Source organism: Maribacter sp. 4U21 (genome assembly GCF_002742365.1).
In the GTDB taxonomy this organism is placed as follows: domain Bacteria; phylum Bacteroidota; class Bacteroidia; order Flavobacteriales; family Flavobacteriaceae; genus Maribacter.
On the sequence record NZ_MDGN01000069.1, the window covers coordinates 1 to 25,601 of the forward strand.

Sequence of the window (25,601 nt, forward strand, 5' to 3'; positions counted from 1 at the left end):
ATGCTTAAGCTAGAAGGGTCTATGGTACCGTCTACGTCAGTGTCATTTCCTAGTACGTTTATGTCCACTCCACCTGCTGTGTCTTCTGTTAGCGTGGCCGTGTCATCTGTAATCACTGGTGAGTCATTCACAGAGTTCACCGATACGTTCACAGTGGCCTCTTCACACTGTACATCTGGTGTACCGTTGTCACATACCTGGTAGGTAAATGAGTCCGTGCCGTTAAAGTCTGCGTTAGGTGTGTAGGTTACTGTGCCGTCAGGATTAATAACTACCGTACCGTTAGCTGGTGAGCCTGTTATGCTTACTGAAGAAGCATCTATGCTTCCGCCATCTGCATTATCATTATCATTGGCCAGTATGTCTACTGTTACTGGGTTATCTTCATCTACTGTAGCTGTATCATCAGTTACTACTGGGGCATCACTCTGTGGATTAACCGTTACTGTAACCGTAGCAGTTTCGCATACGGAAAACGCATCACACACTTGGTATGTGTAGCTGTCTGTGCCGTTAAAATCTGCATCTGGCGTGTACGTGATGGTGCCGTCAGGGTTTACTGTGGCTGAGCCGTTAGCAGGCTGCGTTGCAACGCTTAAACTACTGGCATCAAGGTTATTATCAGGGTCAGAATCATTGGTTAACACAGCTGTGGAAACCGTGGCATCTTCATTTACTGAGTCTGTATCATCTACGAGCACAGGTGGCTCATTACACGCTGCAGTTATGGTGGCAGCATCTGCGCTGCTGCCTGCATCCTGGCCGCCTGAAGCGGCTGTAGGCACACCGTTAGCATCTACAGCTCCTGTGAGGCTGCCGTCTGGGTTAATGTCTGCATCGGTGAATCCGGCAGAGCCCTCAAGGGCATCTGGGCATCCGTCTCCGTCTGAGTCTAGGTCCAAGTAATTAGCTAGGGCGTCTCCGTCTGTGTTTACACACGCATATACTTCAACTATCATTTCTGGATTAGCTATTTGACCTGGTCCACCCGTGTTAGCGTTACCAAATTGCACGGCTACACCAGCCAGGCAGTCGTAGGCTACTGAGGTAAGGATCCATTCTGCGCTGTTATTAGATGGATCCATGAAGGGCAGTGCATTTTCTCTGGTTCCGAGGGTAGTAGACATCATAAGGTGCACTTCTCCATTTACTATTTGGATTTCTGGGTTACCTTCATTCGTCCATGGCGTCCATAGACCGCTATTATCTAAATCAAACCTTCCGCCAGATGAGAATTCTGTGGTGGCCGCTCCGTCAGACACTCTCCAGTGCTCCTGTCTAAATCTTAAAACGTCTGTACCATCTATACTCAGGTATAAACCGTCATCAAAAGCAGATGAAGAGAACTTGAGTTCACAACTTTCGATGGCATCATTAGAATCAGGAGTCACCTGAACGTTAAAACTAGAAACTGTCTCACCGACTGTGCCAGTTATGCCTGGCACTGTGAGCGCCACTGGATAACCTCCGGTGGAAGTCCCTGTTCCATCACCAGTAACGGTTATGACAGTACTATTCTGTGCACATTCTACTGCATCTAAAATACCGTCATTATCATTATCTAGGTCACATATATCAGAAACGCCATCACTGTCTGCATCTGCATAGCCTGAGGCTGTGGCATCACAGCACACTACTGTGGCAGCATCTGTACTGCTGCCTACCGCTTGACTACCTGAGGCTGATGTGGGCACACCATTAGCGTCTACCGCGCCAGAAAGTGAACCATCTGTTTCTGTGTCAGCTAAAGTTAAATTAGCAGAACCTTCTATGGCATCTGCACAGCCGTCATCATCTGAGTCTAAGTCTAAATAATCTGCCAGGCCGTCTCCGTCTGTATCTAAGGTGTTTACACAGGCTATAAGATTGTCAAGCGCTATGTCTCTGTCATCTGCCGGTGGGGTGGTGTTCGTAAAAGTTTCGTCTATTATCCTTATCACGGTAGAAGTACCGCTTATAGGGCTGGTAGTAAATGTGTAAGAGGTAATTCCTCCACCAGGTGTATTCTCACCAAAAGGCCCATACATGATACCATCTACTTCCACTCCTAGCTGAAGAACGGTCTGCTCAGCAGGAGAAGCCACACCCCAGAACGATTCGAGGTCAAAGGTAAATGTATAGATGGACCCAGCTTCAGTGGTAATGGTTTGTGAGGCTATACCATTAGGAGCGTTATCTCCTCCATTAAAGTATAGTCTGCCACCACCGTTTCCTACGGTTCCACTGGTGGTCCAGTTGGTAAGTCCGTTAGAAAAGTCTCCATTAGGGACTAGATCACAGCTCTGTTCATCTAGGTCTAAAATACCGTCATTATCATCATCCAGGTCACATATATCAGAAACGCCATCACTGTCTGCATCTGCATAGCCTGAGGCTGTGGCATCACAGCACACGATTACTGAGGCATCAGCACTGCTGCCTATGGACTGTCCGCCAGAAGCTGAAAGGGGCACGCCATTAGCATCTACCGCGCCAGAAAGTGACCCGTCTGTTTCTGTGTCAGCTAAAGTTAAGTTAGCAGCACCTTCTATGGCATCTGGGCAGCCGTCTCCGTCTGAGTCTAGGTCTGCATAGTTAGGTATGGCATCTCCATCTGTATCTATGGCACAGCCTCCGTTTATGGCAAAAAAGGCTGTGGGACCTATGCCGTCCCCTATAGACTCAAAACTCATGCTTACCACGCCATTACCTAAGGCGCTCTGCTGCATTAAAGTGGGGAAGGTAAGTAGGGCATACGCTTGATTTTGTGACCCATTAATGGTAGGGTCTTGTATGTATAATTTACCACCTATTTCCACTTGCCACGCTAATTCTCTATCGCTAGAGAGTAAACCAATGCCAGTATGATTATCATTAATCATAAAGGATGGATTAGCTATAATACTACCATCTTCTAAGGTGAAGATGAAATCACCTATCAGTGCATTTCCGTCAGCATCTGCACCAAAGCTTCCGAAGAAGAGGGAAAGATTATATATGGGCTCTCCGTTATCTGTGGCCAGCGTATATACTCCTTGACCATCTGCTTGTTCATTAATCCTTAAGCGGTCAGATTCACCACCGGCTACAAATAGGCCACCTGCTGTGGATAATGTTAAGTCTATGTCTCCACAGGCGGTTTGTAACACGGCAGTTTGGTCAGCGGTGCCCGCGGTGGTGCCGCTAGGTGTGCTCCAGTTTACTGCATTATAACCTTCAGCTGTATCTGTTATTCCATCGTTATCATAGTCTAGGTCACATATATCAGAAACGCCATCACTGTCTGCATCTGCATAGCCTGAGGCTGTGGCATCACAGCACACGATTACTGAGGCATCAGCACTGCTGCCTATGGCCTGTCCGCCAGAAGCTGAAAGGGGCACGCCATTGGCATCTACACCTCCTGTTAGCTGTCCGTTAATGTCTATGTCTGCTAGTGTAAGACTGGCAGCGCCTTCTATGGCGTCTGGGCAGCCGTCATCATCTGAATCTAAGTCGAAGTGGTCTGGTACACCATTATTATCTAAATCTGTGCATGACTCTAACGTGAAGCCTGAGATTTCCATTTTTTGCTTCTGGGTAAGATTATCCCCCTCTAAGCCCAGCGTAATGGATGTTACTCCCAAAAATTCGAAAAAAGTAACATCAGATGCGCTTGATAAATTATTATTATTCCATACTACAGGGTTAGTAGATTCTATGGTGCTGCTAGGGCCTGGTATGATGTTATCATAAGGTGTTACAAACGTAACAGACTCTGTTTCTCCATTACTCCAAAGGCCTAGCCTTACATCTACCATTTCTGAAAACGTATAAGTGATTTCAGAGGTACCACTAAGTCCACCGTTATAGGAGATAGAAATGTCTGACCCATCAGGTGTTGAAAGATTAGGAATATCACCACCAGTGGATACAAAGCCAAAGTCTGCGGTGAACTGATCTTGACAGCCCATGGTAAGCAGTCTGCCAGAGGTGGTGCCGCTGCCACTTCCTGCCAGGGCATCTGCATCATATACCACAGGTATGGGCGTGGTAACGGTCTGAACCGAGTAGCCTTCATCTGTGTCTAAGATTCCGTCATTATCATCGTCTAGGTCATCTTGATTTACGATCAAATCACCGTCGCAGTCACCTGTGGGGCCTGAACACTGGGCATACACGCCTGGTGCTACCAGTAGCATTAAGCCCAAAAAAAGCGTAAGTGTAATGATTCTTCTATGTTTTTTAAGCCCTAGGGCTGAACTAAAACCGATGGTTTTCATTATGATGTAATTTAAACCCTACAGGGTGTTTGTATTCTTTTTTATTTATGTTCTCAAACACGAGTATGCATTAACGGTCGATTACCGTTGTGTATTTGCCATACTCTTGCATTCATCTAAAATTTTCGGATAGGTCATCATTGAGCTTAGGGTTTTGTCAAGACCGTATTCTCAAAGCTCGTTTCACATCTTTGTCTGAAAATTCTTTTGTGGCGGCTGTATATGACAACTACCAACATTATCAAAAAACCCAGTTATTAGGCAAATACCGTTCACTTTTTTTGAGCGACCAATTATTTGCTTTCAAGATAGAAGACCCGATATCCTTACCTATTGCAATCCTATTTTCGTGATAAATACCAATAAACTGTTCTGTATATTCGTATTTTCATCAATTATGTACCAAATAGCACTTGATTAATTTCTGACAGCGAACTTATAAACTTCGGATGCCCCAACTAATTAATTGTTGTGAAAACAGAATTATTATAGGTGTTATAGCATGTTTTTGATGGGAAGGCTTTTTTTGACCCTTATTTTGTAGTTAAACAAATCTTATAGATCAATTTATTAAGACTTTTTGAATTCAAGCCAAATGAGCTATTTGCCATCCAACAAAAGTTTTTATTGAGACTTATGCCTTGCCAATGAAAAAAAATCATAAGACAAGCGGAAAAGAAAGATTTTTTAGAGAAGAAAAAAGAGCCAAAACTAATTCAATAAACCTTTGACCTCATTCAAAGCTATTGCTCAATATCCAAGGCCTGAAATTTCATTAACCCTTTATCTGAAAAGCGAGCTCTTATCTCAATAGGGTTGCAACGGATCTCACCATCTTCTACATAGGTCTGATTTATGACCGATGTATCTAGAAGCATAGAGATTTTTTCCCAACAATACGGACAATGAAAAAAATGTTTCAATATTATAACTAAGTATGCAGTAATTGACCAATTAATTGCAATAATTGAGATTCGGCCAATTTTGCGTTATACTTAGCTAAATTTTTACTGGTTTTAGCATTCAATAAATTTAATTGCGCCTGTCTTAATTTAACGGAAGTTATTTGGCCCAATTTGTACCGTTCATTTGAGCCATTATAATTATTGGTAGCCGTGATAACGTTTTGCTCCCGAAGTTGAAAGACCTTCAATCTATTTTCAAAGTTGTCTTTTGCATCGGTAATATCCCTTTTCACCTCTTGTTCTATTTGCTTTTGGCAACAACGGAATTGTTCGTACTTTCCGTTTTAGTATGTAGCCAGTAGTTCCCTTCGTTTCCCAAAAACAATTGCTCGGCCAACAATTGCTTTACATAGATGTAGGCCAGACCTGTATAACAGGAAAACGGAAATATGTTCCTAACCTTTTCGTAACCCCCACCTTTAAAAGTGGTTTACTCAATAAGTACTAGTTCTCGTTCAGATTGATAACTTCGATTGTACTTTTGAAAGTTGAGTTTGAACTAATGAAATGGTTCTTTCTCCAACCAGTCCAATTTGACGGCCAGGTTGACCATCTTCATCAACCGCTCTAAATGCTTCATCGCGCCATTATTGGAACAGGTTCTCCTAGATTTTTTAGGCGGGTAATTCCTAACATATTGTACAAAATCTGCAATGAATATGTAATTCAATTGTTTGAGGTATACATCTGGGGTCTTGAATCTGTCCCTTAAGAATTTGTCTAAATAGCGTTCATTGGAGTAGTTTTTCATAGAACCGTATTTCAATACCAAATCCAATTAGTATTGTGGTACCTAACGAGTTCCATTAAAGTCTTATGTTGCTCGTCTTGCCCTAAATAACGCGCTTTTACCGCCTGTGCAGTAATCATCTTGCCTTCGGAAAGCAAAGTTGCTTATGCGCCCATAAGATTTGCACATACACCTAGGCCAAATAGCTGTTGAGTAATCTTGCTTTTTGCATAGTGCCAATGACCCTTCCTTTCGAAACGTCCCAAACATTCACTGAAGTAAAGCTTTTCAAGCTGATTTCCGCACGTCTTCCATAGACCGTTACTCGGGTATAAATGGTGAGTTTTTCAGGATTATAACTGATGTCCCGAGTGAAAATAAGTGCTACTAAAGTACTGTTTTTAAGCAGTATGAATTTCTTTTGATTAAACAAACCTTGTTTGTGAAGACGACCTTAAATAGCCCTAAATGCTTCTTAAAATTACAACAACTTGTATACCAATCCATTCACCGAACTCTACATCTTTTATATGATATCAAATGAATTCATTTAAATACAAATAAAATGAAAAACCCTGCTAATCAATAAATTGGCAGGGTAATGATGACCGCCAAAAGGCGGTTCGTCGGGATGACAGGATTTGAACCTGCGACCACTCGACCCCCAGCCGAGTGCGCTACCGGACTGCGCTACATCCCGTTATTCATAAAGGTTCCGCAAAAAATGAAACCATTTACTGTAGTTTCTCAAAACAACTCAAAATTAACCGTATTGCAGTTTATCCTGAGCGTAGTCGAAGGGCTACATCCCCTAAATTTCGAATGCAAAAATAAACAAGTTATTCGGTTTCCAAACTATTCATCCATTCTATTAGATTAAAAGGCCATTTTTTTAGGACAGTATCACCTTGCGCCAAACCAAAACCATGACCTCCTTTTTCAAATAAGTATAACCTGCAACCAGCCTTGGACTTTAAATTATGCATCGTATGAAAATACTCGCTATTCTCTACAGGTACTACCGTGTCATCCATCGCGTGTATTACATAAGTTGGAGGAGTGTTTTCGGTAATTTGATTTTCAATCGAATATTGCAAAATCAAATCTTGTGCTGCATTTTTTCCCAATAAATTATCTTTCGACCCCTTATGAGTTTTTTCGCGCATTGTAATAACAGGATACAGCAAGGCCATAAAATCTGGCCTTGCACTGATTTTATCAATTTCATCGACGGGCGAGTACGTGGTATGACGATATTTAGTGCCCAAAGTGGATGCCAAATGTCCCCCGGCGGAAAAACCGATTATCCCGATTTGTTTTGGGTCTATATTCCACTCACCTGCCCTGCTTCTTACAATTCTTATAGCTCTTTGTGCATCTATCAAGGGAACTTTATGCTTATCTACCTGCATAGCATCAGAGGGCAACCGATATTTGACCACTATGCCTAGTATACCTCTTTCATTCAAAAATTTAGCAACATCGGTTCCTTCTTTATCATAGGCCAGTATTTTGTACCCTCCGCCAGGAAAAATTAATAACGCTTGGCCAGTGGCAATCGACTTATCCGGTAAAAAGACTTCAATAGTAGGTTTATGAACCTTGCTAATTCTCAAAATGTCAGTAAATTCATGAACTTCTTCTATGCTGCTTTCTTTTTGGTTGGGTATTTTCCCTTCTGGCCACAAATCAATTATTCTTTCTGTGGTTGCGCAATTCACTACAGTACTAATAATCAGTATAACCACCAAAGCTCGTACTGCACTATAAACCATCACAATCCCATTTAAAGTTTGCTATAGGGTCCTTTGACGCTCCTTGTAAATTATAATGCCACCATTCTGTTCTCGTAGACCAGAAACCGTGTTTCTCCATGGTCTCCTTGAGCAGCTTTCTATTGTCTAAAACCTCCTGAGGTAAGTCCATGTTATCGTGATATGCCCTTTTACCAAAAAAATCAAAGTCAGTTCCCATATCCAGCTCCTCATCCGATAAAGTGACCAAAGTAATATCCACGGCACCACCTTTGTTATGTATTGATCCTTTAACAGGATTTGCTACGTACTGGGGATTTGGAACAATTTTCCACATTTTATACTGTACATCATTAGGGCGATAGCAATCAAAGAATTTAATCTTAACCCCTTTACTTCTAAATTCTTCATTTACCGCTAATAATGCCTTTACGGTTTTGACCCGCGTATAACATTCCGCACAGTCATAAACCTGAGCCTTTAAAAAATTGTTGTCCGTAGCATAACGCATTTCATAGGCAAAACCATCACTAAAGTCTGCTAACCTAACAAAGGTAGAATCTGCTAAACCGTCTAACGACCTTAAACTTTTTTCCTGTACTTCTTCTTTTTCGGGAACAGTATCCAGGATCTCCATCGATTTAACATCAACTGTATTACCCTGCTTGTTCGGAATTTTTTCTTTACAAGAAAGTATCATGAATCCGAACACTACTAGAAATGATAAATATTTCATAAACCAATATTTCTACCTTTTAATGCGATATTAAAAGTAAGACAATTTGACTTTAATTGTACCGTAAAATAGCAACCATAACTCCTCTAAACCCGTCCGATAGTTTTAATATATTTAAATACTTATCTTAAACTTTCTAAAAGAAAAACGGCATTAGATGCAAAGAACTTTAAATTTCCTGCTTTTGAGCCTCCTTTTATTTTCTTGTAAGGAGGAAGCCAACGTAACGAATTCTACAGCTCAGCAGACAACCACAAAACCAAACGTCATTCTAATTATGACCGATGATCAAGGCTGGGGGGATTTGAGCATTAACGGAAATCCAAACCTAAGTACTCCTAATATTGATGCCATAGCGGAACGTGGTGTTTCTTTCGAAAATTTTTATGTGCAACCTGTATGTTCCCCTACCAGAGCAGAATTATTGACGGGTCGTCATTACACTAGACTAGGTGTTTACGATACTTCCGCCGGAGGTGAACGCCTTAATTTAGGCGAAACTACAATAGCGGACATTCTAAAAAAAGAAGGGTACCGCACCGCTGCTTACGGGAAATGGCATTGTGGAATGCAACCACCGTACCATCCTAATGCCAGAGGCTTTGATGATTTTTACGGATTCGCTTCAGGACACTGGGGCAACTATTTCAGCCCAATGTTAGAGCACAATGGTAAAATAGTAAAAGGAAATGGTTTCTTAGTAGATGACCTTACCGATAAGGGACTGAATTTCATTATCAAAAATCGTGAAACGCCTTTCTTCCTTTACCTACCATTTAACACACCACACAGTCCTATGCAAGTACCTGACGCCTATTGGAATCGTTTTAAGAACCGTTTGCTGAAAAGAAATTATCAAGGAAGCGGAAAGGAAGAACTAGACTTTACCAGAGCTGCCTTGGCCATGGTAGAAAATATCGATGCCAACGTGGGGCGTATTCAATCCAAACTAAAAGAATTGAATCTAGAGGAAAATACCATCGTCATCTTTATGTCGGATAATGGGCCCAATAGCTGGCGCTGGAATGGCGGCATGCGCGGTAAAAAAGGTTCTCCTGATGAAGGGGGTGTACGCACTCCGTTTTTTATGCAATGGAAAAATACCTTACCTGCAGGGAAAACTATTAAAGAAATCGCAAGTGCAATTGATATAGTACCAACACTAACAGCGCTAACAAATTCCGAGGGTAAAACTAGTAGAGCTCTAGACGGGAAAGACCTCTCCCCTCTTCTTTTTGACACACCGGAAGAATGGAACTCTAGATTTGTATATAACAGCTGGGGAAACAAAACCTCGGTACGTTCGCAGAAATATCGATTAGATCAAGAAAACCGTTTATACGATATCGAAAATGATAGGGCACAACAAATAGATCTTTCAGCACAACTTCCGCAAATAAGGGATTCATTACTCAAAGCCAAAACGAAATGGTTAAAGGAGACCATGCCCATTTCAAGAGCCGAAGATGACCGCCCTTTCACATTAGGACATCCAGATTTTGAATACACGCAACTACCCGCCCGTGACGGTATTGCCCACGGTAATATACTACGCAGCAATCATTATCCAAATGACACCTTTTTTACTAATTGGATCAGCCAAAAGGATTCCATAACTTGGGAAATAGAAGTACTTGACGATGGAAAATTTGAGGTAGACCTTTACTATACCCTGGCCGATGGAAATGAAGGAGTAGCCGTTCAATTAATAAATGCACAAAGTACCTTGGTGACCCGTATTACAGGGTCTCACGACCCACCACTTAGAGGGATGGAAAACGATCGCTTTATCCGAGGAGAATCTTATGTGAAGGACTTTAAAAGAAAACGACTGGGGGAAATTTTCCTCAAAAAAGGAATTGGAGTAGTGACCTTGAAAGCACCTACTATCCCCGGTACTTCAGCTATGGACGTGAGACTACTGAATTTTAAAAAGCTTAAGTAACAACTTGGATTTACGTATCTTCAACCTTAAAAAAGTATGAAATATACATGTCTACTTGCCACGATTATCGTTTTTTCTTGTTCTGGAAATGAGGATACATCAATAACCATAATCCCGGAAAATCCCGAACCAGAGGCTCAAAACCCACCTGAAGAAGAAGTGGCAAAAGAACTTCCGGAAGTTTTAGATGCGGGCTTCGATTTGACCGCTGAAGATGTGGTAGGCTGGGAACTGGTTTGGGAAGACAACTTTAATGAAGGTTTATTAGAATGGAATATTTGGGAAGGTGGTGCCTTCAATCAAGAATTACAATTGTATCAAAAAGAAAATCTTTTTGTTGAAGACGGATACTTACTTATAGAACAATCGCGGGAACAGGCATCAGGATTCGTTAATCCTTTTGACCACAGCCTTAAATCTTTTGATTTTACTAGTGGAAGAATAGAAACTAAAGATTTGTACAATCCCTCTTCCCAAGGAACACTGCGTATTGCCGCTAGAATTAAACTACCGGCTGGAGCAGGTCTGTGGCCGGCCTTTTGGAGTTACGGAGATCCATGGCCTACGCAAGGAGAAATAGATATTCTTGAATTCCGAGGAAACAGGACCAATGAACATGTTACAAATTTCTTTTACGGTAATGAAGCTAACACCCCAATAACGGATTCATCCTTTACGACCTATACCCATGACGCTGGCACTGATCTTACCACTGAATTTCATGTTTATGAACTGGTCTGGTCTAGAAACAACCTTGTCATTTCTCTGGATGGAGTTGAAATCAAAAACTTTGACAATAGCACGTATATCTTTATTGATGATATGTTCAATAAAAATCAAAAAGTGGTATTGAATTTGGCCGTGGGCGGTGCTTTTTTCAACGGAATGAAACTTAACAGCGCTCAAATTCCTGATCAATCCTATCTTATTGTAGATTGGGTAAGAGTTTACAAGCAATAAAACGCCAAGTCATTATTCCTTTAGACTCTTAACGAAGGCTATGCTTTGAGGTACTTGAGCTACAACCCTGGAGGACTCATCTTCAATGAACATATACTCTATTCCTAGTTCTCTGGCTTTTCGGATTAAACCATCCATATCAATTTGTCCTTTTCCCAAAGTTACATTGGTATCATCGTCCGACAAGCCGCTATCGTCACCAACCAAACCTTGCTCCATATCCTTTAAATGCATTAGTTTAAACTTATCCGGATATTTGTTTAAAAGCACCATTGGGTTTGCTCCCCCGTGCTGAACCCAATATACATCCATTTCAAATCCGAAATATTTTGCATTTTTGGCCATGTAGTCAAATAAAGAGCCCTCTTCATAATTTCGAAATTCGTAACCATGGGCATGATATACCAATGTAATACCCTCTTCTTGTAACCGCTTACCTGCAGTATTAAAAATTGTAGTAGCTTCTTTAGCATTACCGAAATCGAACGTATTACCATCGTGGTCTATCCAAGCACACATCACGTACTTCACATCATAGTCCTTGGCGTTCTTTATTACCTTTTCAACATCATTCTTTAAATCTTTATACGCTCCTTGTATGCTGCGCATTTTAAGATTCCTGTCCTTCAACATTGTCTTGAACTTGGCCAAGGGCACGCCGTAACTATCCCCACCCTCGATATTGGTAATACCCCAAGACTGGATAAGGTCTAATGTTCCGGGAACGTCCGTTTTAAATTGATTGCGTAAACTGTATAATTGCAAGCCTATTTCTTGCCCGTAAACCGCACTACAAGCAAATGAGAATACTAATATGACAAATAATTTTTTCATCAAAAATAAATTAAGAGATTACGTTCACTCTAAAAATCAGGTGAGTAAATTACCTTTCTCGTCCCATTCTGCTATCACACCTCGTTTACTCTGGTCTACACATTTTGCAATCCATTCCGGGTCATAGGCCATACCGTGTTTATCCAAAACTTCTTGTGGTACCCCGTCCCAAACATTGGGCATGTTACCTTTATAACCCAAATCAGCAATACCCACTTTTGAGGTATAGTAGCCTGTAACCGTAAGATTGCGCATTAAGGCGAAGAATTGAATTTCTAGAGGTTGATCATCAATGGGTACCTCAGTGTCATGCCAACAGATTTCATCACATATTTGCTTTTGCTGTTCTAACGACGCCAATTTGAACTCCGTCCCGAATTCCCTGTTGCTTTTATGGTCCAACCACATTAATCCACCTAACAAAGTTGGTGCCATTTCAGGAATGTCCTTTGACATGAACTCTATTAATTCAGGAACCTCAGCCTCAATAGGGCCTCCATGCGGCTCTTTAGGTGGTAGAATAACAACACTCAGTGCTGCAATGGTTTCCATCTCATGTTCGTTGAAGGTCTGCTCTGCCTTAAGCTTCTCTATACGCTCTAATTCCTTTGGTGTCCTACCGAAATACTTGGTGTCTTCCGAAGCAATTATTTCCTCATTTGGTGTCCTATCTTCTGTTTTACAGCCATGGAATGCTAGAGCAGAAGCTCCTGCACCGAGAATTAAGGTCTGTATACTTTTTCTTCTATCCATCATACCTTCTAGATATTTTGCTGTTTTAATTGTTCAATTATATAATCCGATGCCCTCCATGACAATGCCATGATGGTCCAGGTACAGTTCTTATCCGCCTGCGAAACAAATACTCCCGCATCTACAATAAATACATTATCTACATCGTGTAATTGATTGAATTTATTCGTAACCGATGTCTTTGGATCATCCCCCATTCTGGTGGTTCCCACTTCATGTATAATTTCACCTGGTTTGTTCAGCCCATAATCTCTGTCTTTACCCGGCTTTTCCCCTAAATAGATACCACCCATGTTATGGATTATCTCCTCGAAGGTATCTTGCATGTGCTTGGCCTGATTTCGTTCAAAATCCGACCATTGATAATTGAACTTCAGAACCGGTATACCATATTCATCTACCGTTGTGGGATCAATTTCACAGTAATTTTCTTTTCTGGCAATACCTTCTCCACGACCACCGAAGCCAATTACGGAACCATAGTATTTTTTCACATCTTCTCGAAGACTATCCCCGTAACCACCTACTTTCATTCCAAAATACTGATTCAGGTCACCTTGGTTCCACCCGAAACCATAATTGGGTTGGCTCATGCCTCCCCATATTTCTATGTGATAACCTCTTGGAAAATCTAGTTTTGAGTTGTCTCCCCACCATGGAGAGTATACGTGCATACCGCCTACCCCGTCTTCGTTATAAGAAACATCACGATTCATTAAACCCGGTATAACACCTGCGGCCCCAGCTCCTGTGGAATCATGCAAATACTTCCCTACCAGATTACTACTATTACCCAATCCGTTAGGGTGTTGCTTACTTTTAGAGTTTAGAAGAATACGCGCAGAACTACAAGCCGATGCGGCGAGTACTACGACTTTTCCTCTTAGCTCATATTCTTTTCTATCTTCCTTATTGATGTAGGACACTCCGGTAGCCTTACCTTCGTCATTGGTCAGAACTTCTCTCACCATGGAGTTTACGAAGATTTTAACCTTACCACCGCTCTTCTGTGCCGGAAAAATTAAACAGCTACCAGCAGAGAAATCTGCGTATACTTGACAAGACCTACCACATTGTCCGCAATAAAAACAGACTCCCCTATCGTTATTGATTTTCTTTGTCAACATGGACAATCTGCCTGGAATAACAGGAACATTGGCTTTTTTTGCACCTTCTATGTAATAAAGTTCGTGCAATCTAGGCTTTGGAGGAGGAAGGAAAAATCCATCTGGATCATCTTCTAGTCCTTCATTGGTACCAAAAACACCTATAAGTTTATCTACTTTATCATAATAGGGTTTCACATCATCATATCCTATTGGCCAATCGTCTCCGTGTCCGTCCCTCGTTTTACCTTTAAAATCTTTTGGTCCGAATCTTAAGGATATACGACCCCAGTGATTGGTGCGCCCACCTAACATTCGAGAACGCCACCATCTGAAAATTGTTCCTGGCGTATGGGTATAAGGCTCCCCTTCTACTTCCCAATCGCCGTAGGACATATCCCACTCGCCAAAAGCACGATCGGTCCCTGCACCTCTTCTGGGGGATTCATAGGGCCATTTTAGCTGTGTCATGGTTTTGGGGTCCGCTGGGTCAAAAAATGGGCCTGCTTCTACTACGGCAACATTTAAACCGGCATCAGCCAATTGTTTAGTGGCCATACCGCCGCCAGCACCTGAACCGACGATGATTACATCATAAATTTCTGAAGATTCTTTTATTTGCATGAATACTATTTTATTTCTTCTAATTTAATATTTAAAATATAACTACAGCTTATTTTTTATACCAACAACCAAAATTATATGGTTTAGGTGTATAAAACTCTAGGAGAATGACATCATTCGTATGTTGAAAACTCTTCAAATTCTGAATGAAAAGTTGATGCAAATCATACCTTGTGTCAATTTGAAAAGTATATCGAAGTGACAGAAAAAATGAATAAAAAACAAAAAACCCAGTTCTGTGTATAATCACTAGTAAAGCCATGTGGCGCCAACGCACGCTTGCGTAGAAAGGGTGATGCTTAATCTAGTTTCTTTGTAGAATCCCTTACTAGTAAACTGGTTTTAACCACTTTAGTCTCATACGGCAAAGTTTCCATCGACTTATCCATTCGCCGTATTAATAATCTTGCGGCGCATTCCCCAATATATTGTCCGTGTTGACTGACCGTGGTCAAGTCCGGACTTACGTATTTAGAAAGTTGTCCGTTAGTGAACCCGATTATTGAAATATCACCTGGAACGGTATAACCTCTGTACTTTACGATATGAAGAATTTTTATCGCAGTGATTTCGTCCAGCCCCATTATCCCTTGGATAGGCATGTAATTTAGAAGAAAGGACATCAAGAGATCTAAATCGTCCTTATCTGTAAAATTTACGACAAGTTTCTCATCAAAATCCAATCCGTAATCTGACAGTGCTTTTTTATAACCTGCCAATCGTAATTTTCCCACGCTAGATTGCCCTATGGGAGACACAAAACCAATAGTACTACAACCAATATCTATAAAATATTTTGTTGTCTTGTAACCCGCCTCAAAGTCATCTACGATTACCTTATCACAGTCTATTAAATCGGACACGCGATCAAATAACACCATAGGGATTTGATTCTGTGCTATATTTTCCACTGAAGTAATTTTCTATGGTATCTGGGTCTCTTCTGCCAATGAGATAATTAAGCCATCTACCGGTCCGGAATCTAAGAATTCAAGTGTTTTGGACTCCTTTAAAAAAGATTCGTTACTAATACAGCTGATAATATTATAACCATTCTCATTTGCTATTTTTTCTATACCATATAACACTTGTACAAAAAAGTAATTAAGAATGTTGGGGACTACTACACCAATAGTGCGGGTACTCCTACCCAAAAGATTCAACGCCAATTTATTTGGTTTGTAATTCTTTTCCTTGGCATACTGTTGAATTTTTAATTTAAGGGCAACGCTAATTTCATGACTATCGTGTACAGCCTTAGAAACAGTGGATACAGAAACATTAAACTCTGATGCTATATCCTTAAGCGTTATTTTTTTCATCGGATTGAATTAAAAAGGCCTTGATTGTTCACCAAGGCCCTTTATTTTACCAAGCTAGTTAAATATACTGATTAACAATATTTTCAAATAGTTCTTGCTTACCACTTTGTAGTTCTAACTCACCGTTCTCAACCGCAATGTCATATAGATCGTTCAAATCTAGCTTACCATTTTCAAAATCCTTTCCTTTTTCAGTATCAAAAGAACTGTATCTTTTTTTGCGAAGACTTGTGTAAGCTGATGAAGAAATAATCTTATCAGCGGTGAGCAGTGCCCTGGCAAAATTATCCGCCCCACCGATGTGCGCATGGAAAACATCATCCAGATCCGTTGAATTTCTCCTAATCTTGGCGTCAAAATTGACTCCACCACCTTGTAGACCTCCAGCTTCCAAGAAAACCAGCATCGCTTCTGTAGTTTCTAAGATATTATTCGGAAACTGATCGGTATCCCATCCATTTTGGTAATCTCCCCTATTGGCGTCTAAACTACCTAACATTCCGGCTTTGGCGGCCACGGCAATTTCGTGTTGAAAAGTGTGTTGAGCCAATGTAGCATGGTTTACTTCAATGTTTATCTTAAAGTCTTTATCTAAACCATACTCCCTTAGGAACCCTATAGCAGTGGCGGTATCAAAATCATATTGATGTTTGCTAGGCTCCATTGGTTTAGGTTCTATAAAAAAGTTTCCTTTAAAACCTTGGGCTCTTGCGTAGTCCCGTGCCATAGTCAAGAACTGTCCCATATGGTCTAGTTCACGACCCATATCCGTATTCAACAAAGACATGTAACCTTCTCTGCCTCCCCAAAAAACATAATTTTCGCCATCTAGGGCCATAGTAGCATCTAAAGCTAGTTTTATCTGCCCCCCTGCTCTTGCAAGTACATTAAAATCTGGATTTGTAGCAGCCCCGTTCATATATCTGGGATTGGAAAAGCAATTTGCCGTTCCCCATAACAACTTAACGCCAGAATCTTTCTTTTTTTCCTTTATGTAATCTGTAATGAGCCCTAAACGTTTTTCAGATTCTGCAAATGTTGGCGCCTCCCGTATCAAATCAAAATCATGAAAACAAAAGTAATCAAAACCCATTTTGGTGATAAACTCAAAGGCAGCGTCTGCCTTATCTTTAGCCGCTTGTACCGGGTCAGGGGCTATATCCCATTCAAAATTTTGAGTGCCGGGCCCAAAAGGGTCGGCTCCCTGACCGCAGAACGTATGCCAATAGGCGATGGCAAATTTAAAATGCTCTTGCATCGTTTTTCCGGCAACTACTTGTTCCGGATTATAATACTTAAACGCAAAGGGGTTGTCAGATTCCTTGCCTTCAAATTTAATTTCGCCTATTCCTTTAAAATATTCCTTATCTCCTAGTAATGCCATGTCTTATATATTTAAAATTAGTTCTAATTCTTTTTTCCAGTTTTCGTAAGCTTTTTGATAGTTATCTTTTTCTTGTAAAGGTGTATACTTCATTACGTAATCATTGTCCATAATACGCTTTCCGAATAATTCAAAATCGCCTTTGTGCAAATCGGCAGCCCTAGCCGCTCCAATGGCTCCGGTGGTATCATAAATTTCTATGTCGTGCCCTATAAGCGTGGCAACGGTATTTGAAAATATTTCCGATCTAAATAAATTATCGTTGCCTGCACGGATTACATTTAGAGTAATACCATCAGATTTTAAGATATCCATACCGTACACAAAAGAAAATGCGATTCCTTCTAATGCCGCTCTGCATAAATGAGATTTGGAATGGTTATTTAAATTTAGGTTGACAATCCTTGTGCCGATTTCCCTATTGTTCAACATGCGTTCCGCTCCATTTCCAAACGGAATAATACAGACCCCATCCGACCCTATAGTGATTTCGGACGCCAGCGCGTTCATCTCGTCATAGTCCGCTACGTCTAAATTATTGAGCAACCACCGATATTGTATACCTGCGCCGTTAATACACAGTAATTTTCCAATTCTTGGATCTTCTCCCTGTCTATAATTTACGTGAGCAAAATTATTTACCCTTGCGCTTTCTTTTACGGAAAGACTATTGGTCACTGCATATACTACACCAGAGGTACCCCCGGTCGCAGCAACTTCTCCCGGTTTAAAAACATTTAGGGATAGGGCATTGTTAGGTTGATCGCCAGCCCTATACAAAATTGGCGTTCCTTTAGTTAAACCGCTCTCGCTTGCCCCAACGGAACTAAGCCTACACTGCTCGCTGAACGTATCTACGATATCTGGCACCAATGATTTGTCAAAGCCATAATGCTTCATAATCGTATCTGAAACCTCATCGTTCTTAAAATCCCAAAAAATTCCCTCAGATAGACCTGAAACCGTACTGTTGATAGCACCTGTGAACCTAAATGCAATATAGTCTCCAGGGAGCATGAATTTATAAACCTTAGCGTAAACTTCTGGCTCATTTTCCTTGACCCATTTTAACTTAGAAGCGGTAAAATTTGCCGGTGAGTTCAGTAATTGCTCTGAACATTGGTTCTCTCCTATTTCATGAAAGGCATCTTCTCCTATTTTAACCGCTCTACTGTCGCACCAGATGATTGAATTACGTAATACTTTTCCGTTGTCGTCCACTAAGACCAAACCATGCATCTGGTAGGAAATTCCTATTCCTGCGATATCCTTTGAGGTGACGCTACATTTCTCCTTAATCCTCTCTATACCTTTACAGACATGCCGCCACCAATCTTCTGGATCTTGTTCTGCCCATCCATTGGTTACGGCGAGCATAGACATCTCTGTTTCCGGTTCCTGAACAACTCCTACACTGGCACCGGTTTCTTGGTCTACGAGTGCTATTTTAACGGAAGAACTACCTATATCAAGTCCAAGATTATACATAAATCGGTTTTTAGGATGTAAAAATATTGCTTCTCTAAAATACTATAAAACTGTGGTGCTTACCTATTTTTATCCTAGTTAACTTGATTTATTTAAAGAATAGATGTTAAATGGATGTCTCCAAAATACCATATAACTAATTGAAAACTATTTACTTAAAAAATATTTCGTTTAAAACGAAAACTTTCGAACCCGTTTTCGTAAACCTGCATAGAAAAAGGCCCTTGGAAATAAAATCGTCCAAGAGCCTTCTCAAAACATAAGTAGGTACTTATAATTGTTCAATTTTTGAAAGGGCCTCCGACTTGGAATTTACATCGAGCTTTAAATAGATATTTTGAATGTGAAAATTGACGGTGCTGGTGGTCACAAAGAGTTTATCAGCTATCATCTTGTATGTGGCACCTTTGCATAGGTAATCCACGATTTGATTTTCGCGCTCCGAAAAGAGTTTGAAAGATTTTCTTCTAAAATTAGCTATCACCTTTTTCACGATATCATTGCTCATTACGGCACCTTCTTTCTTTATGGAATTCAGGGCATAGTAAAGTTTATCTGCATCAATCGGTTTTGTGAGATAACCGTTAGCCCCATATTTAAAAGCTTTTTTAATTACTTCAAAATCATTGGTCCGGCTAATCATTATTACTTTTACATTCCAGTCCTTCCTTTTATAATAAGGTATGGAATCTATGCCGTTCAGTGCAACCAAATCAACTTCTGTAACGATGATATCCGGCTTTGTTTTTTTAAATTCCTTTAATGCATCGTCAGTATTACAGTAGATTCCTTCAAGAGAAAATTCAAAAAATTTGTCAAAATAGTTGGTATAGGCTGAATGTAGCGTTCTGTCACTTTCTATTACAATAATTTTTGAGCGTTTTGTTTTCATAATGGTAGTATTTTATCACATCACAATAACATAAAATGTAATGCAAAGGGTTAGCAATGAGTATGATAGTTAGATGTAAAAAACATTAAGACCACCTGTGCGTTCACCTAATCTAATTCGGCTAAGTAAGACACTACAAGTCATAAGACCCGTAGAATAAGGACTCCTTATCCTGACTGAACCAGACCTTACGTTTTTGTCACTTTAATGAATGTTTTTACCAAAAAGGGATGAAGTAGCTATCCCCTGATAAAATGTATACTGGAACCAAAATTAGATTTGTTCAGTGTGAACCTCAGCGAGGAGAGAAAATTAATTAGACTCGTCATAACAAGTGTCTTTACGACCACTTTTAAATGACGTTTTAAGGAAAGTTGTAGGTAAAAATTTTCCATGTTATTGGGGGATTTGGGTTTAACAATGGTGTTCTATTTCATAGCTGAAATATATGCAATAAAAAAATATCTTAGTTATATAAGTAAGTTTTTTCGTTCAAATACATAGTTGTATTGCTATTCATCGAGAAAAAATAATTTACCTAGTAGAAAAACAACTTTTTCATTAAACTTAGGTATTATTTTAAATTAAAAAAGGAGGGGACCCAGTTATCCCCCCGGACACCACCCCTCCTTTTATCGACAATATATCAAACCCTATATCGCGCAATCTAAATTTTTATAATCTAATGTTTCAGATTTATTCCTCCCTACTATAAGACGCTTCATCTTCATAGGTGTTAGAGGCGGTTGCAGTAGAATTATCTACCTGCATTATCCATTTTTCATCGCTATACTTTCCTTCAAGATCAGAGACAAAAGCGGTTTGTGCATCTTTTTTAACATCATAATCCGCTAAATAAACATAATAAAGTCCATTTTCCTTATTGTAGAATTTGTTGGCTTTTAATCCTTTCTTTTCAAGAGTTTCCATAAATGCGTTCAGGTATTTCTTGTTCTTGTAGACATTGGCAATGACGTAATAACCAGATTTTACCCCGATTACTTCAGAATCTCCCAACATCTTAATGGGCATTTTATTATAGGTTTCCGTATCAAAATCTTTAAACCTGTCTTCTCTGTTGGATGTAGCATTGTTGCCTGCTAGAACGGTATTCTCTTCGCGACTAAATTCTTCAAGATTTGTTCTAATACTGTTTTTGATATCAGTTCTTAAAAGACGTACAACAGTTTCAAAACGTTGTTCAAATGCTTCGGTACGGGCCTCTTCTATCGAATCCTGTCTTATAATGAGCTCATCTAGAACTAATTTATTCTGGTAGGCCATATCGTCACTGGTTTCAAAATCAGAATCCGTTTTAGCCACTATACCGTTCTTTCTCTTTTTACGCGCGCTATCTCTTTCTGAAATCAAATCGGCTATTTGTTCTTCATAATTTCGGACAATTCGGTCAATTTTGCTGTCATTGGAACTATCGACGTATCCATTGATTTCTTCATCATCTTTAAACGTATAGGCTAATGAAAGTTCATGATTCCAGCCCAGATTGGTATTATTTTGAGCCAAATTTTTCTCCATCAGATAACCCAGCGACATTTTCTTGCTCAAATTGAAGCCAATTCCCGCAGAGATACCATATTCTTGGTCTACTGTGGTCTGTAACCATCCATAATTTGGTAAATCCAGAACCAATGAGCCTAGATAATACAGGCTGCCATCTATATTTCTACCAAACTGGGCCAAGGGCATAAGGCGTGCATCTTGGAATAGTCCTCTATGAGCATTAAAAGTATGCGTATATTGTAAAGATGCCTTTACGCTTTTTGACGAGAGATTGGTCAAAAATTCATTTGTAGTTTGATTATATCTTAATAGATCTTCGGCATAAAGTCCAAAATCAAAGTTACCTAGAGATAAATTTATTCCCGGTTGTATAGCGATTTTGCTCTCTTTTCTCGACTCTAGAATCTCTGGGTCTTCTTGAGACACCACTACCCTATTTCTATCCAAACCCTGATTAAAATACGTGACATTAGCGCCAAAGGTCAATTTACTTTTGTCTCCTAAGCGTACAGCGGTAGCGTAATTCGCATTGAACCCGAACTCCTGTATAACTCCAGACCATTGACTGTATACACCAATGCCTACGGCCGTATTTTCATTGAGTTTATTACTGAAACCCAAAAAATAGTTTTGACTGTTATCGTCAAATGTGGCATATTGGTTTCTGTGCAAAATATTTAAGTACGATTTATTCTCGCGTACCAACGAAAACGTAGGGTTGATTAAGAATCTATTAAAAAATAACTGGTTATGGTAGGTATTACCGGTGCTTAAATCAGGATTCGTTTCCTGACCGTTAGCGGATAAGCATCCTAGAACTATCACAAGAACAAGGGGGAAGCCTATCTTTTTGGATATTATATAAGTATAGTTCATTTTATAAGTTTTAGATTATGAATAAGGGTATTCAATGAGAAAGCAGTTCAAAAAAGGATAATATCTTTTTTTGCTACTTTAGAGGTCGCAATCAGCTCTTTATGGTTTTCTTTGAGGTGTTAAGAGTATCTTTATGTTACTCATCCTCAAATACGGAAGAAGAATAATTGGTCTGTTGACTGTGGTTCAAAGCCTCTAAAAGTTGATAATCTTTGTCTATCTTGGATTTTTGAGTGCCAGTGTACGTGAATGCAACTCTTTGCGCAGCACCCACTTTTTCCGCTCTGTCCGATACCACATAGCCCAAACCGACCTTATCCGATAGGTGAATAGCGAAATCGTCCTTGACACTGTTTATCGGGCTACCAAGGTTAACGGCAAGGCCTACGCTTCTCTGGTTTACCTCTACCATATATACATCTAAACCACCATACCCTTTGTGTCCTTCTGAAGCAAAGACCAAAGTACCTTCTTCTATCATTTTTGGGAATACGTCATTCTCATGGGTATTGACCTTACTTCCAAGATTTTTGGCAATTCCGACCCTACCGTCTCTCTTTAAATCGGACACATATATGTCATATTTACCAAAAGACCCGGGCATGTTAGAGGCAAAAAATAGTTGTTTGCCATCTTTAGAAACCGAAGGATGCAAAGCAGAATAATCATTTGGACACAAAGGTAGTTCTTGAATGGTTTTCCATTCTCCGTTAATTCTATTGGCCTTATACACTCGATGAACCAGAGACTTTTTAGAGAAAATTCCGGTAAGTGGCTTCACATAAACCGCTTTGCTGAAATAAGCGGTTTTCCCGTCTTCTGTTAATACAGCTGGCGTTTCATAACTAAATTCATTTTTAAATTCTCCACTATAGTTTCCTTCGATATAAAGATCAGGCCTACTACGTGTTACCGCCTCTGAATTAGTGTTGAAGTTCAAGGGTTTAAAAGTATCTCTATACGAGTATTTTGTCCCGTCAGAAGAAGTGCTGGTCAATTGATAATCGGATCTCACTAATTCCGTCCAATTTTCATCCTCCTCCGCTACCGTATCACTACTCTTACCTATTTTTGATAACGCATAGTCATACCTTCTTTGATATGATGATGTAAGTCTGCCATTATCACTGATTTCCATTAGACGCTCATACCAGAAAAGTGCTGTTTCGTAGTTTTTGGATAAAAAGTAAGCATTACCCAAATCTTGATAGATTTCTTCTTTGGTAAATCCTTGAGCCCTGAGGTCTTCAAAATTCTTGAGTTGTTCGGTGATTTTATCATTTTTTAAAGTAAGCGGACTACGTACCGATTGGGCATTTGTAGTAAAACAAAAGGAGGTAACGATACATCCAAGTGTTATAATGTAGGTCAATGAAGCTTTCATGTGTACTTGTTTTTGGGGGTTAACAAGTCAAAGTTGCGAAAAGAAATTTACCTGATACTTAATAAAAATTCATAGGTTTTTGAATTTTTATTCATAAAAACAAAAAATCCAGCCACTATAGTGATAGGATTTTGTTGTCGGCGTGGTAGTCCCGAAGCCCCGGTAGAACCTGCTCAACTAATGCCAATAAAAAAGCCAGCTCTAAATGAACTGGCTTGTGTCGGGGTGGCAGCATGCCACCTATCATTACAAATAATTGATTTTCAGTATTTTGATTGCACTTGCTTAATTCAAATCCCGATATGGACACTTGACATAAAAAAGTAGCTCAAAAACGTCCTTATTTGGTGTTATTTACAAGATGAAATTAGGTAATTATTTCCAAATGAAATCAAATACCATCTTAGGAATTCAAATGAAATAATTTTGACCGGGGAGTATTATTGTTTAAGATTATAATTGCTCACAAAATACTCTATATATTTAGGAAGTTGCGTTCCCAAATAATAGGGTAAATTCATTAATAAAAAAGGTGTTCCTTCAATTGTAATTGAATTCTCAATTTTAAATTCCCCTGCATAAATTCTGATGGCATACGGATGGTCTGTTCTATCCATAAACTGATGCAAAGATTTTAAGGTTCCCGTGGCACCGGACTTAATTTCGATCGGAATGATTTTATCTCCAAAGGGATACACCAAATCTACCTCCGATGAAGACTGCTTCTTTTCGCGAATCCAAAAATTAGGCTTTGTATTGGTTATTGTATTTAACGATTTGACCTCTTGGGTTATCAAGTGTGGTATTATTGCTCCTTTAAAAGTATTGCTCAAATCTTCCATTCCTAACATCCGCGCTTGTATTTCCAAAGTATAGTTTACCAAACCCGTATCTAAAAATTGTAACCTTGGTGATTTTTTAATATCCGGTTTGATAGGGTGTTCTATATCCGTAGTAGGATAAATAAGTTGTATTATTTTGGCTGCATCGAGATTGCGCATGGCCTCGCCTACTTCTCTTGATTTATAATTGGAATTTCCAAAATTTTGGAATTTGATTCGCTGATCTATATAGAGATGAGCAGTATCCATAATATGCTTAATGACCCTTCTTTCACTTGTACCTGAAGCGTACTTTTCTACATCGTTTTTATAAGTGCCCCAAATGCTTTCGTATACCTTGGGCAGCTCTGCCAAATTACTATATTCAATATCCGTTTTTACGATTTCCGGCATACCTCCTACAATGGCATATCTGTGAAACAAGTCCAACAAGGTTTTATGTGCAACTGGTTTTATAGGAATACTATTCAATTGTTCTAAAGCGGCGGTATGTTGAATGGCTTCCAAATACTCTTGGAAATTCAAAGGATAGAGATATAAATATTCGATACGACCTACAGGAAAACTTTCCACATCTTTCATAGCAAATTCCAACAATGAACCTGCGGCTATGACATTTAAATCGGAAACTTCTTCAAAAAAATACCGTAGCGATTGGATAGCTTTGGGAAGTTCTTGTATTTCGTCAATAAAGAGTAAGGTACTCCCCTGCTCTTTTGGACTAATATTGTTGGATAGAAATAAAGCTTCTACCAGTGTTTCGACATTATCGTAGGTTTCAAAAACCGCCACATCCGCAGATTTTTCCAAATTCAGGAAAATATGATTCTTGTAGCTTTTGGCAAATTCCTTTACCAAAGTCGTTTTTCCGACCTGTCTTGCACCTCTTAAAATGAGTGGCTTCCTATTCTTACTGGCCTTCCAACGCTCAAGATTCTTAAGTGCATGCCTTTTGAAATTCATATTTTAAATCTATTTGTAACAAAGTAAGGGTAAATATTTCATTTGTTTGTAACAAAGTCAGGGTAATTTTTTAAAAATATTGTAACAAAGTAAGGGTAAATGCTTTACTAAAATTATGATAGCGTGCCGTACCTAAATTATATCTGCGTGCAAAATAGTATAAACTATACCTAAATGTGATGCTCCTAGAACAAAAGAATAGTTGCAAAAATCGGTCATAGTATACCACCCTCGCCAGATTAAAGTGAACCACCCTTGCCGGGTTAAAGTGAGCCACGTGC

General features: G+C 39.6%; 21 protein-coding genes and 1 tRNA gene. 2 read left to right on the plus strand and 20 right to left on the minus strand.

Features of this window, described 5'->3' with window-relative positions:
- The 8 genes from BFP77_RS13820 to BFP77_RS13855 all read right to left on the minus strand — a co-directional run.
- On the minus strand, nt 1-4,241 hold a 4,241-nt coding region (locus tag BFP77_RS13820), incomplete at its 3' end, for an Ig-like domain-containing protein (protein WP_143751911.1).
- Between the two features lie 743 nt (nt 4,242-4,984).
- Nucleotides 4,985-5,167 carry a CPXCG motif-containing cysteine-rich protein gene (locus BFP77_RS13825; protein WP_099574612.1) on the minus strand — a complete coding sequence of 61 codons (183 nt, stop codon included), beginning with the start codon at nt 5,165-5,167 and terminating at the stop codon, nt 4,985-4,987.
- 5 nt (nt 5,168-5,172) lie between these two features.
- The gene (locus BFP77_RS13830) at nt 5,173-5,451 is read right to left on the minus strand and encodes a TolC family protein (RefSeq protein ID WP_099574613.1); all 279 of its coding nucleotides are present in this window, start codon (nt 5,449-5,451) and stop codon (nt 5,173-5,175) included.
- A 254-nt stretch (nt 5,452-5,705) separates the two neighbouring features.
- The gene (locus BFP77_RS13835; protein WP_143751912.1) at nt 5,706-5,957 is read right to left on the minus strand and encodes a phage integrase SAM-like domain-containing protein; all 252 of its coding nucleotides are present in this window, start codon (nt 5,955-5,957) and stop codon (nt 5,706-5,708) included.
- A 172-nt stretch (nt 5,958-6,129) separates the two neighbouring features.
- Nucleotides 6,130-6,369, minus strand: a complete 240-nt coding sequence (locus BFP77_RS13840) for an Arm DNA-binding domain-containing protein (protein WP_099574615.1) — start codon at nt 6,367-6,369, stop codon at nt 6,130-6,132.
- A gap of 193 nt (nt 6,370-6,562) precedes the next feature.
- Nucleotides 6,563-6,636 (minus strand) — tRNA-Pro (locus tag BFP77_RS13845).
- Between the two features lie 139 nt (nt 6,637-6,775).
- Nucleotides 6,776-7,711, minus strand: coding sequence for an alpha/beta hydrolase (locus tag BFP77_RS13850; RefSeq protein ID WP_099574616.1), 936 nt, complete (start codon nt 7,709-7,711; stop codon nt 6,776-6,778).
- Nucleotides 7,701-8,426 (minus strand): M15 family metallopeptidase, encoded by a 726-nt coding sequence (locus BFP77_RS13855; protein WP_099574617.1) that lies wholly within the window; start codon nt 8,424-8,426, stop codon nt 7,701-7,703. The genes BFP77_RS13850 and BFP77_RS13855 overlap by 11 nt, the downstream gene beginning before the upstream one ends.
- 157 nt (nt 8,427-8,583) lie before the next feature.
- On the opposite strand from BFP77_RS13855, the gene BFP77_RS13860 reads away from it, so the two are divergent.
- Both BFP77_RS13860 and BFP77_RS13865 read left to right on the plus strand, forming a co-directional pair.
- A complete protein-coding gene (locus BFP77_RS13860; protein WP_099574618.1) occupies nt 8,584-10,371 on the plus strand; it encodes an arylsulfatase in 1,788 nt (595 codons plus the stop codon).
- 36 nt (nt 10,372-10,407) lie between these two features.
- Nucleotides 10,408-11,331, plus strand: a complete 924-nt coding sequence (locus BFP77_RS13865) for a glycoside hydrolase family 16 protein (RefSeq protein ID WP_099574619.1) — start codon at nt 10,408-10,410, stop codon at nt 11,329-11,331.
- Between the two features lie 12 nt (nt 11,332-11,343).
- Here the strand turns inward: BFP77_RS13865 and BFP77_RS13870 are convergent, their stop codons facing one another.
- The 12 genes from BFP77_RS13870 to BFP77_RS17145 all read right to left on the minus strand — a co-directional run.
- Nucleotides 11,344-12,165 (minus strand): sugar phosphate isomerase/epimerase family protein, encoded by an 822-nt coding sequence (locus BFP77_RS13870; RefSeq protein WP_099574620.1) that lies wholly within the window; start codon nt 12,163-12,165, stop codon nt 11,344-11,346.
- Nucleotides 12,166-12,201: 36 nt separating this feature from the next.
- Nucleotides 12,202-12,918, minus strand: coding sequence for a gluconate 2-dehydrogenase subunit 3 family protein (locus BFP77_RS13875; RefSeq protein ID WP_099574628.1), 717 nt, complete (start codon nt 12,916-12,918; stop codon nt 12,202-12,204).
- Nucleotides 12,919-12,926: 8 nt separating this feature from the next.
- On the minus strand, nt 12,927-14,648 hold the full coding sequence (locus BFP77_RS13880) for a GMC family oxidoreductase (RefSeq protein WP_099574621.1): 1,722 nt from the start codon (nt 14,646-14,648) through the stop codon (nt 12,927-12,929).
- Nucleotides 14,649-14,947: 299 nt separating this feature from the next.
- Nucleotides 14,948-15,559: a LacI family DNA-binding transcriptional regulator gene (locus BFP77_RS17400; RefSeq protein WP_257212971.1), complete on the minus strand. Its 612-nt coding sequence runs from the start codon at nt 15,557-15,559 to the stop codon at nt 14,948-14,950.
- Nucleotides 15,560-15,571: 12 nt separating this feature from the next.
- Entirely contained in the window at nt 15,572-15,970 is a 399-nt protein-coding gene (locus BFP77_RS17405; protein ID WP_257212972.1) for a LacI family DNA-binding transcriptional regulator, read from the minus strand.
- Between the two features lie 58 nt (nt 15,971-16,028).
- A complete protein-coding gene (gene xylA / locus BFP77_RS13890) occupies nt 16,029-17,354 on the minus strand; it encodes a xylose isomerase (RefSeq protein WP_099574622.1) in 1,326 nt (441 codons plus the stop codon).
- A 3-nt stretch (nt 17,355-17,357) separates the two neighbouring features.
- Nucleotides 17,358-18,842, minus strand: coding sequence for a xylulokinase (locus tag BFP77_RS13895; RefSeq protein ID WP_099574623.1), 1,485 nt, complete (start codon nt 18,840-18,842; stop codon nt 17,358-17,360).
- A 271-nt stretch (nt 18,843-19,113) separates the two neighbouring features.
- Nucleotides 19,114-19,734, minus strand: a complete 621-nt coding sequence (locus BFP77_RS13900; protein ID WP_099574624.1) for a response regulator transcription factor — start codon at nt 19,732-19,734, stop codon at nt 19,114-19,116.
- 696 nt (nt 19,735-20,430) lie between these two features.
- Nucleotides 20,431-22,131: a PorP/SprF family type IX secretion system membrane protein gene (locus BFP77_RS13905; protein WP_099574625.1), complete on the minus strand. Its 1,701-nt coding sequence runs from the start codon at nt 22,129-22,131 to the stop codon at nt 20,431-20,433.
- Between the two features lie 136 nt (nt 22,132-22,267).
- Nucleotides 22,268-23,515 (minus strand): tetratricopeptide repeat protein, encoded by a 1,248-nt coding sequence (locus BFP77_RS13910; protein WP_099574626.1) that lies wholly within the window; start codon nt 23,513-23,515, stop codon nt 22,268-22,270.
- A gap of 440 nt (nt 23,516-23,955) precedes the next feature.
- A complete protein-coding gene (locus BFP77_RS13915) occupies nt 23,956-25,320 on the minus strand; it encodes an ATP-binding protein (RefSeq protein WP_099574627.1) in 1,365 nt (454 codons plus the stop codon).
- A gap of 70 nt (nt 25,321-25,390) precedes the next feature.
- On the minus strand, nt 25,391-25,601 hold a 211-nt coding region (locus BFP77_RS17145), incomplete at its 5' end, for a hypothetical protein (protein ID WP_218963477.1).